Below are 9,717 nucleotides of genomic sequence, written 5' to 3'. Positions count from 1 at the left end.
ACCGGCAGCGCGACCGCGGCCCGCCAGCCGCCCACCGTCGTCAGCGCCCCGCCGATCAGCGGGCCGAGCGCGGACAGCGCGGCCGAGATCCCGGCCAGCCGCCCGAGCACGCCGCCGCGTCGTTCCGGCGGGGTCCTGGCGGACAGCAGCGCCGAGGCGAGCACCGGGACCGAGGCCGCGCCCAGCCCCTGCACGATCCGGGCCGCCATCAGCAGGCCGAAGCTCGGCGCGGCCGCCGCGGCGAGCGCTCCCAGCCCGAGCAGGCCCACCCCGACACACAGCGGCACCCGGATGCCGACGGCGTCGGCGAGCCGTCCGTGCACCGGCGTCGCGACGGCCAGCGCGACCGCGTACCCGCTCACCATCCAGGTCGCGACCGCGGTGTCGACGCCGAGCCCGTCGGCGAGCAACGGCAACGCGACCGTCACCCCCGACGTCGAGGTGCCGGCGAGGCCGAAGAGGAGTCCGAGCACGATCGACAGGAGCACGCGATGATCCTCACCCGCCCGGGCGACCGGTGCACCGTGATTCGCTGTGAACCGTGCCGAACCGACCTGTCATCCGCCCGGCGACCGCCGAGGACGCCGACGCCTGCGCCGCCGTCTACGCCCCCTACGTCCGGGACACCGCGATCAGCTTCGAGGCCGAGCCGCCGGGCCCGGTGGAGATGGCCGAGCGGATCGCCGCCGCCCGCGAACGCCACGCCTGGCTGGTCGCCGTCGGCCCCGGCGGTGAGGTGCTCGGCTACGCCTACGGCGGGCCGTGGAAGTCCCGCGAGGCCTACGCGTGGACCTGCGAGGTCTCGGTCTACCTGGCCCCGTCGGCGCAGGGGCGGGGGCTGGGCCGGGCGCTGGACGAGGCGCTGTTCGCCGAACTCGTCGCGCGCGGCATGGTCGTCGCCGTGGCCGGGATGACCGTGCCGAACGAGGCGAGCGCCGCGCTGCACCGTGCCCTGGGGTTCAGCGAGGTCGGGACGTTCCGCGGTGTCGGCTGGAAGCACGGGGCGTGGCGCGACGTGACCTGGTTCCGGCGGGCGCTGGTCGGGGCGCCGCCGGACGGCCCCCGGGACTGACACCGCCGGGCGCGTGCGAGGATCACCGCCCGTTGCGCCCCGCACCGTTCCGGCCCACCGGCCGGGATCGGCGCCGGCGCGCCCCGCCCGTGACCCGGGCCGGGGGAGCGGTACCGCACGGGGAGCACCATGGACGGCCTGCGCCGTGAACTCGACGGACGCCAGATCGGCATGATCGCCGTGGGCGGCGCGATCGGCACCGGGCTGTTCCTCGGCTCCGGGCTCGCCATCTCCATCGCCGGGCCGGCGGTGATCGTCGCCTACGTCGTCGCCGCCGTCGTCGCGCTGGTCCTGGCCTACGCGTTGGCCGAGATGGTGGTGCGCCACCCCGAGGCCGGGGGATTCGGGCCCATCACCCAGCGCTACCTCGGGCACGGTGCCGGGTTCGTGCAGCGCTGGATGTACTGGGCGGCGCAGGTCGTGAACATCGGCAGCGAGGTCGTCGCGGCCGGGCTCTACCTGACGTTCTGGTATCCCGACCTGCCGCTGTGGATCCCGGTCGTCGGGTTCTCGGTGGTGATGCTCGCGGTCAACGCGGGCGCGGTCCGCTTCTTCGGCGAGACCGAGTACTGGTTCGCGATGATCAAGGTCGTGACGATCGTGGCGTTCATCGTCGTCGGCCTCGTCGCGATCGTGTTCGGTCTGCCCGGGCAGCAGCCCGTGGGCCTCGGCGCGCTCACCGCGCACGGCGGGTTCGCCCCGAACGGCCTCGGCGCGATCTGGCTCGCCCTGACCGTGGTGACGTTCTCGTTCCTCGGCACCGAGGCCGTCGCCGTCACCGCGGCCGAGTCCTCGGACCCGGTCCGCGACATCCCGCGCGCGGCCCGGCGCACCGTGGTGCGCCTCGCGGTCTTCTACGTCGGGGCGATGCTGGTGGTGGTGACCCTGCTGCCGTGGAACACCGTGACGACCGGCGACGACGTCACCGAGTCGCCGTTCGTCCGCCTGTTCGCCCTGGCCGGGGTGCCCGCGGCGGCCGCGGTGATGAACGTCGTGGTGCTGACCGCGGCGCTGTCGGCGATGAACACGAACCTCTACGTGACCGCGCGCATGACCTACTCGCTGGCCCGCGACGGCTACGCGCCCCGTTCGCTCGCCCGGGTCAACCGGCACGGCGCCCCGCAGCGGGCCCTGGCGCTGTCCGCGGTCGGGCTGGCGCTGGCCTGCCTGGTCTCGGTGTTCGCCGAGGCCACGGCGTTCCCGCTGCTCGTCGGGCTGGCCCTGTTCGGGGCGCTGGTGACCTGGCTGCTGATCTTCGCCGCGCACCTGGCGTTCCGCCGGTCCGGCGCGGGGCAGGAGTCCCCGGTACGGCTGTGGGGCGCCCCGTACACGACCGTCGCGGCGATGCTGTTCGTCGCCGCGGTGCTGGCGACGACGCCGTTCACCACCGAGTTCGCGACGGCGGCACAGGCGGGCGTGCCCTTCCTAGCCCTGCTCGTCGTGGTCTACCTGGTGGTGCGGCGCCGCCGCCGGCGGGTCACGCCTTCTTCAGTTCCGAGTGGAGCTTGAGGACGGTCTGGCCGTCCTCCTGCTCGAGCACGTAGGCCGGGTTGTCCTCGGTCCCGTTGCGGGACTGCTTCGACCCGTCGATGGTCTTCTCGATGCGGTCGGTGGAGTGGTCCACGACCTTGCCGGTCGGGGTGCCGTTGCCCCAGTTCCACGCGACCCACGTGCCCTTGGCGAACTTCTGCGTCATGGGACCGGATACCCCCGCACCGGCCGGTCAACCCGGCGCGGGGGAACGCCTCACCAGATCCGGACGCGCCGGTCCGGGTCGGTGTAGAGCCCGTCGTCCTCGGTCACCCCGAACGCCTCGTGGAACGTGTCGAGGTTCGTGACGACCGCGTTGCACCGCAGGTCCGGCGGCGAGTGCGGGTCGGTGGTGAGCCGACGGATCGCCTCGGCGTCGCGGGTCACCGCCCGCCACACCTGCGCCCAGCCGAACAGCACCCGCTGCTCGCCGGTCAGGCCGTCGATCACCGGCGGCTCGGAGCCCTCGTGCGCGATCCCGTAGGCCTTCAGCGAGATCGTCAGACCACCCAGGTCGCCGATGTTCTCGCCGACCGTCAGTGAGCCGTTGACCTTGTGGTCGGGCAGGCCGGCCGGGGACAGGCCGTCGTACTGGTCGATCAGCATCTTCGCGCGGGACTCGAACTCGGTCCGGTCGGCGGCCTCCCACCAGTCGGTGAGGTTGCCGTCGCCGTCGTAGCGGGAACCCTGGTCGTCGAAGCCGTGGCCGATCTCGTGGCCGATGACTGCGCCGATGCCGCCGTAGTTGGCGGCGTCGTCGGCGTCGGGGTCGAAGAACGGCGGCTGCAGGATCGCGGCCGGGAACACGATCTCGTTGAGCCGCGGGTGGTAGTAGGCGTTGACCGTCTGCGGGGTCATCAGCCACTCGTCGTGGTCGACGGGGCCGCCGAGCTTGGCGTACTCGAAGTCGTGGCGCCACTCCGCGGCCCGGCCCGCGTTTCCGAGCAGGTCGGCCGGGTCGATCTGCAGGTCGGAGTAGTCCTTCCACTTCTCCGGGTAGCCGACCTTCGGGGTGAACTTGCCGAGCTTGTCCTGCGCCCGCTCCCGGGTTGCCGGGCTCATCCAGTCCAGGGTGGAGATCGACCGGCGGTAGGCCTCGACGATGTTGTCGACCAGCTCGGTGATGCGCTCCTTGGCGTGCGGCGGGAAGTGCCGCTCGACGTAGATCTTCGCGACGGCCTCGCCGAGCGCGCCCTCCACCAGTGACACCCCGCGCTTCCACCGCTCGCGCAGCTCCGGGGTGCCGGACAGGGTGCGGCCGAAGAAGTCGAAGTCGGCCTCGACCAGGTCGGCGGACAGGAACTCCGCGCACGACCCGGCGACGGTCAGCGCCAGCCACGCCTGCCACTGCTCCAGCGGGCGCCCGGCCCACAGCTCACCGGCCGCGGTGACGAAGCTCGGCTGGCGGACGATGACCTCGTCGTAGGCGTGCGCGGGCACCCCCAGCGCGGACTCCCACTCGGCCCAGTCGAAGCCCGGGGCGGCGGCGCGGAGCTCGTCGCGGGTCATCAGGGTGTAGGTCTTCTCGGCGTCCCGGTTGAGGACCCGGTCCCACGACGCGTCGGCGAGCGCGGTCTCCAGGTCCATGACCTGCTCGGCGACGCGCTCCGGCTCGGCCAGCCCGACCAGCTCGGCGAGACGCTGGAGGTGTTCGACGTACTTCGTGCGGATCTCCGGGTCGCCCTCGTCGCCGTAGTACGACTCGTCGGGCAGTCCCAGCCCGGCCTGGTTGAGGTTCACCAGGTAGCGGGAGGAGTCCTTGAGGTCGGTCGCGATGAACTCGCCGAACAGCGCGGCACGGCCCTCGCGCTGGCGTCGGCCGAGCACGCCGGCCAGCGCCGCCCGGTCGGTCGCGGCGTAGATCTCGTCGAGCAGCGGGCGCAGTGGCGCGGTCCCGAGCTCCTCGGCCCGCTCGACGTCCATGAAGGAGCGGTACAGGTCGCCGACCTTGCGGGCCTCGGTGCCGGGCTCCGCCGAGGACGCGCACTCCTCGACGATCTCGTGGACCTGGTCCTCGGCCCGGTCGCGCAGGACGCGGAACGCGCCGTCCTGCGAGCGGTCATCGGGGATCTCGTGGGTCGCCAGCCACCGGCCGTTCACGTGGGCGAACAGGTCGTCCTGGGGGCGGACGTCCGGGTCGACCCAGTTGAGGTCGAGACCGGACGGTCGCGAGGTCGGGGCGGACTCGGTGGTCGTCATGGGGCCATCCTGCCTGTCGGAACCGACGGTTTCGAGCAGCCGACGCCGACACGCCCGCGCCGCCCGGTCCGCCGCGGAAGTGGGAGTGCTGCGCCGGTGGTACCCCGTGGCCGCCGGACCAACCGCGGCACGCGTGTAGAACCGGCGGTGATGACCGACATGTGGGACGACCTCTTCGAAGCCCCCGACGCCGCCGAGGTCCTCGGGGACCTCCACGAGCTCGCGACGAGCGTCTTCGACCTCTGCTACGACGGCTCCGAGCCGGAGTGGGCGGCCTGGGCCTGGTCGATCCTCACCCGCGCCGGCCTGGCCGCCGCCGGCACCGAGTACGAGCGTGGCGAGCTGGTCCTGCGGCTGCTCGCGCTGAACATGTTCCACCGCGAGTTCTGCGCCCGCGCCCTCGACCTGGGCGTGCCGGGGGAGTGGGACGTCGACCCCGACCGCGTGCTGGGCGACCACCCGCGCCTGCACCCGGTCCTGCTCGGGATCATCGCGGAGCGGCGAAGCCTGGACCTCGCCGACTCCACCGACCCGGGGGACCTGGACTTCGACGTGTCGGTCGCCGCGACCGCGCTCGACGCGCTGGTGCGTTCGGAGTACCGGCGGGTGGTGCCGCTGCTGGTGAAGATGGCCGGCCCGGCGGATCTGGCCGCGTCGGTGTGGGCGTCCACCCGGGAGGGGGCGCGGTTCCCGCTGTCCGACACCGCGGTACGGGAGCTGACCGTCGCCCTCACCCCGGCCGGGCACGCCGCGCTCGAGTGGGTCCGGGGCGGCGCACGCCGGAGTTGACCGGACAGGACTCCGCCGGGTGGACCCCGGCTTGTCGGCCACCGGAGCCGGCGCGCACCATCGCGGTGTGACGATCAACTTCGACGCGCCGGTCACCCGGCCCCGCACCACTCCCGCCATCGACCTGCTGGAGGGCGAGCGCCTGCTCGCCCGTCTGCCGGGCGACGGGCCGGACCGGAGCGGCGCGCGGTACGAGGCGTTCACCGTCACCCCGCTCGGGCGCACCCTGGGCGCCGAGATCACCGGGATCGACCTGCGGGAGCAGGTCGACGAGCAGCTGCGCGCCGAGCTGCACCGGGCACTGCTGGAATGGAAGGTGCTGTTCTTCCCCGGCCAGCACCTGACCAGCGAGCGGCAACGCGAGCTCGCCCTGCTCTGGGGCGACCTGGAGACCAACCCGATGCTCGACACCGGTGACTCCGCCGACGTCGTCCGCTTCGGCACCGGGAAGCGCACCTACGAGAACATCTGGCACGCCGACACCACGTTCCGCACCGCTCCGGCGATGGGCGCCATGCTGCGGATGGTGCAGACGCCGCCGTTCGGCGGGGACACGATGTGGGCCGACATGGCCGTCGCCTACGACAACCTCACCGACGAGGTGAAGGCCCGCATCGACGACGCCGTCGCCGTGCACGACATGGTGCCCGGCTTCGCCCGCTTCCTGGACCCGGACAGGCTGGCCCGGGTGCAGGACCTGTTCCCGCCGGTGACCCACCCCGTCGTCCGGACCCACCCCGAGACCGGGCGGCGGACGCTGTACGTGAACGCGTCGTTCACCACGGCGATCGTCGGGCTGCCCCGCGAGGAGTCCGACGCGCTGCTGCGGCACCTGTTCGCGCAGGCCCACGTGCCCGAGTTCCAGGTCCGTTACCGCTGGTCCGAGGGCACCCTCGCGTTCTGGGACAACCGGGCCACCCAGCACTACGCCGTCGGCGACTACCACCCGCACACGCGGGTCGCCGAGCGTGTCGCGATCGCGGGTGACCGACCCTTCTGAGGGCCGGCCACCCGAGTTCGAGTTGCCGAACACGGGGGCCCCTCGATACTGGGAGGAGGCGGTCCACCAGAGCGGCCGCCACCGCGAACCGGTCGGTCCCGGCGTGTCCACACGCAGCAGGATCGGCGCCTCCCACGAGCGTCCGTACGCGCATCCCGCCCCGCCGCCACCACCCGCGGCGGGGCGTGCGCCGGCATGCTCCGACCGCGAAGGAGCACCCCCGTGCCCGCGATCCTGTTCGGCTCCATCTCCACCCTCGTCGACACCTCCGAGCTGCAGCGCGAGGCGTTCAACGAGGCCTTCTCCCGGCACGGCCTCGACTGGCACTGGGACCGCGACGACTACCTCGCCATGCTGGAGTCCAACGGCGGCGCCCAGCGCATCGCCGAGCACGCCGCGTCCACCGGTGAGACCGTCGACGCCGACGCCGTGCACGCCACCAAGTCCGAGGTCTTCCGGGAGAAGCTGCGGGAGTCCGGCGGGACCCCGCGCCCCGGCGTCCGCGAGACCATCAAGGCCGCGCACGGCCGCGGGGTCACCGTCGGGCTGGTCACGACGACCTCCCGCGACAACGTCGACGCCGTCCTCGACGCGCTCGGACCGGACGTGACGCGCACGGACTTCGCGGTGCTCATCGACCGCGCGGTCGTGTCCGCGCCCAAGCCCGACCCCGCGGCGTACACGCACGCGATCGCCGCGCTCGGCGAGACCGCCGACAGCGTCGTCGCCATCGAGGACAACGTCGGTGGCGTCGCCTCGGCGAACGGTGCGGGTGTGCGCGTCGTCGCCTTCCCGAACGCCAACACCGCGGGTCACGACTTCTCCCAGGCCACCGAGCGCGTCGAGTCGCTCGACGACGGTGCGCTGCTGGCCGGCGTCACCCGCTGACGCCCGGCGGCGTCACCCCGCTCCACCCTCCGCACGGCCCGACGGGCCCGGTCGCACCGACCGGGCCCGGCACGGGCGTGCCCACGAGTCCCATGCCCCGCCCCGGATCGACCTGATCGGAGACCAGAGGACATGAGCAATCCCCAGGCAGCGCAGACCCTGCCGCCGAGCCCGACGCTGACCACGACCGACACCGCGTTCCGGGTCGAGAGCTGGGAGCGGATCGAGTTCACCCTCTCCTACGTCGACGGCGCCTTCGCGCCGGAGAACACGCATGTCGCGGACCTGTACCGGGACCGGGGCCGCTGCCTGATGGTCGTCGACGAGACGGTGCACGAGCTCTACGGCGACCGCATCCGCGCCTACTTCGACCACCACGGCATCGCGCTGACCACCGTCCCGCTGACGATCGCGGAGACCGCGAAGAGCCTGCGGACGCTGGAGAGGATCGTCGACGCGTTCGCCGAGTTCGGGCTGAACCGCACCGAGCCGCCGCTCGTCGTCGGGGGTGGGCTGACCACCGACGTCGCCGGGTTCGCCTGCGCGTCCTACAAGCGGGGCACCCCCTACATCCGCATCCCCACCACGCTGATCGGCCTGATCGACGCCAGCGTCGCGATGAAGGTCGCGGTCAACCACGGCAAGCACAAGAACCGGCTCGGCGCGTTCCACGCCTCGCACGACGTGCTGCTGGACTTCTCGTTCCTGGCGACGCTGCCCGAGGCGCAGGTCCGCAACGGCGTCGCCGAGATGATCAAGATCGCGACGGTGGCGAACGCCGACCTGTTCGACCTGTTGGAGAAGTACGGCGAGGACCTGCTGGCCACCGGGTTCGGGCACCGGGACGGCACGCCGGAGCTGCGCGAGATCTCCCACCGCGCCACCTACGACGCCGTCCGCACCATGCTCGAGCTGGAGCACCGCAACCTGCACGAGCTCGACCTCGACCGGGTCATCGCCTTCGGCCACACCTGGAGCCCCACCCTGGAGCTGGCGCCGGAGACGCCGATGCTGCACGGGCACGCGATCAGTGTCGACATGGCGTTCTCCGCGACCCTCGCCGAGCGGCGCGGCTACATCTCGACCGGCGAGCGGGACCGCGTCCACCGGCTGTTCAGTGGGCTCGGGCTCACCGTCGACAGCCCGTACCTCACCCCGGAGCTGCTGACCGAGGCCACCGAGTCGATCACCCAGACCCGGGCCGGGCTGCTGCGCGCGGCGGTGCCGAAGCCCATCGGCACCTGCCACTTCGTCAACGACGCCACCCCCGCGGAGCTGACCGCGGCCCTGGCCGCGCACAAGGAGGTCGTCGCCGACCTGCCGACGGCGGCGGGCGGGGTGGACATGTGGTCGCTGAAGTGACCGGCGCACCGACCCGGCCCGCCCGCCCGGTCACACCGACGACGATCCTCGCCGAGCTGCTCGACGACCTCGTCACCCGCGCCGGGCCGGGCGCCGACGCCGACCTCGTCCGGGCCCGGGACCTGGCCGCTGGCCTGGACCCCTACCTCGACGAGCACACCTCGCCGGCGTCGTCGGCACTGGTCGAGCTGGAGGCGCGCACCCGGTCCGCGGCGTGGACCGGGACCCTGGAGCAGGAGATGCTGTCCGGTCACGTCGAGGGCCGGTTCCTGGCGTTCCTCGTCGGGATGACCGGCGCCCGGCGGGTCCTCGAGGTCGGCATGTTCACCGGCTACTCGGCGCTCGCGATGGCCGAGGCCCTGCCCGAGGACGGCGAGCTGGTCGCCTGCGAGCTCGACGCCGACGTGGCGGCGTTCGCGCGGGACTGCTTCGCCGCGTCCCCGGCGGGACGCCGGATCCGGGTCGAGGTCGGCCCGGCCGCCGACGCCCTGGAACGGCTGCGGGGCACCGCGTTCGACCTGGTGTTCGTCGACGCCGACAAGGCCGGTTACGCCGGGTACCTCGACACCGTCCTCGACGGCGGTCTGCTCGCCCCGGGCGGGGTGGTCTGCGTCGACAACACCCTGATGCAGGGCCTGCCCTGGACCGGGGACCGGACGGCGAACGGCGACGCCATCGCCGCGTTCAACCGCCGGATCACCGACGACCCCCGCGTGGAACAGGTGCTGGTGCCGCTGCGCGACGGGCTGACCCTGATCCGACGGTCCGCATGAGCCGCACCACCGCCCTGAGGGGCCGGGCCCGTTCGTCGGGCCCGGCCCCGGCGCGGCTCGCCTCGGGCGTCGTCGCGCTCGCCGCCGCCGGGCTCGCCGGGCGT

At 73.2% G+C, this 9,717-nt stretch carries 10 protein-coding genes; 7 read left to right on the top strand and 3 right to left on the bottom strand.

Annotated features, from left to right (window positions below; genetic code table 11):
- The coding region (locus GTW08_RS00835) for an MFS transporter (protein ID WP_161151255.1) at positions 1 to 488 on the bottom strand (488 nt) is incomplete at its 3' end.
- Between the two features lie 53 nt (positions 489 to 541).
- On the opposite strand from GTW08_RS00835, the gene GTW08_RS00830 reads away from it, so the two are divergent.
- Both GTW08_RS00830 and GTW08_RS00825 read left to right on the top strand, forming a co-directional pair.
- Positions 542 to 1,072, top strand: a complete 531-nt coding sequence (locus GTW08_RS00830; protein ID WP_073574229.1) for a GNAT family N-acetyltransferase — start codon at positions 542 to 544, stop codon at positions 1,070 to 1,072.
- 129 nt (positions 1,073 to 1,201) lie between these two features.
- Positions 1,202 to 2,581, top strand: a complete 1,380-nt coding sequence (locus GTW08_RS00825; protein WP_073574228.1) for an amino acid permease — start codon at positions 1,202 to 1,204, stop codon at positions 2,579 to 2,581.
- Here GTW08_RS00825 and GTW08_RS00820 read toward each other — a convergent pair.
- Both GTW08_RS00820 and GTW08_RS00815 read right to left on the bottom strand, forming a co-directional pair.
- Positions 2,550 to 2,768, bottom strand: a complete 219-nt coding sequence (locus tag GTW08_RS00820; protein ID WP_062396049.1) for a DUF2945 domain-containing protein — start codon at positions 2,766 to 2,768, stop codon at positions 2,550 to 2,552. The genes GTW08_RS00825 and GTW08_RS00820 overlap by 32 nt on opposite strands.
- Before the next feature lie 50 nt (positions 2,769 to 2,818).
- The gene (locus GTW08_RS00815) at positions 2,819 to 4,801 is read right to left on the bottom strand and encodes a M13 family metallopeptidase (protein ID WP_073574227.1); all 1,983 of its coding nucleotides are present in this window, start codon (positions 4,799 to 4,801) and stop codon (positions 2,819 to 2,821) included.
- Between the two features lie 150 nt (positions 4,802 to 4,951).
- On the opposite strand from GTW08_RS00815, the gene GTW08_RS00810 reads away from it, so the two are divergent.
- The 5 genes from GTW08_RS00810 to GTW08_RS00790 all read left to right on the top strand — a co-directional run bounded on the left by GTW08_RS00810 (position 4,952) and on the right by GTW08_RS00790 (position 9,613).
- A complete protein-coding gene (locus tag GTW08_RS00810) occupies positions 4,952 to 5,590 on the top strand; it encodes a hypothetical protein (RefSeq protein ID WP_073574226.1) in 639 nt (212 codons plus the stop codon).
- A 67-nt stretch (positions 5,591 to 5,657) separates the two neighbouring features.
- The gene (locus GTW08_RS00805) at positions 5,658 to 6,590 is read left to right on the top strand and encodes a TauD/TfdA family dioxygenase (protein WP_073574425.1); all 933 of its coding nucleotides are present in this window, start codon (positions 5,658 to 5,660) and stop codon (positions 6,588 to 6,590) included.
- A gap of 222 nt (positions 6,591 to 6,812) precedes the next feature.
- On the top strand, positions 6,813 to 7,478 hold the full coding sequence (locus GTW08_RS00800) for an HAD family hydrolase (RefSeq protein WP_073574225.1): 666 nt from the start codon (positions 6,813 to 6,815) through the stop codon (positions 7,476 to 7,478).
- Positions 7,479 to 7,610: 132 nt separating this feature from the next.
- Entirely contained in the window at positions 7,611 to 8,840 is a 1,230-nt protein-coding gene (locus tag GTW08_RS00795) for a sedoheptulose 7-phosphate cyclase (protein WP_073574224.1), read from the top strand.
- Positions 8,837 to 9,613, top strand: coding sequence for an O-methyltransferase (locus GTW08_RS00790; RefSeq protein ID WP_073574223.1), 777 nt, complete (start codon positions 8,837 to 8,839; stop codon positions 9,611 to 9,613). The genes GTW08_RS00795 and GTW08_RS00790 overlap by 4 nt, the downstream gene beginning before the upstream one ends.
- The last annotated feature ends 104 nt before the right edge of the window (positions 9,614 to 9,717 follow it).

It is taken from the genome of Pseudonocardia sp. SID8383 (assembly GCF_009864975.1).
Taxonomy (GTDB): Bacteria; Actinomycetota; Actinomycetes; order Mycobacteriales; family Pseudonocardiaceae; genus Pseudonocardia; species Pseudonocardia alni.
This window is presented reverse-complemented; position numbering and strand designations above follow the sequence as displayed.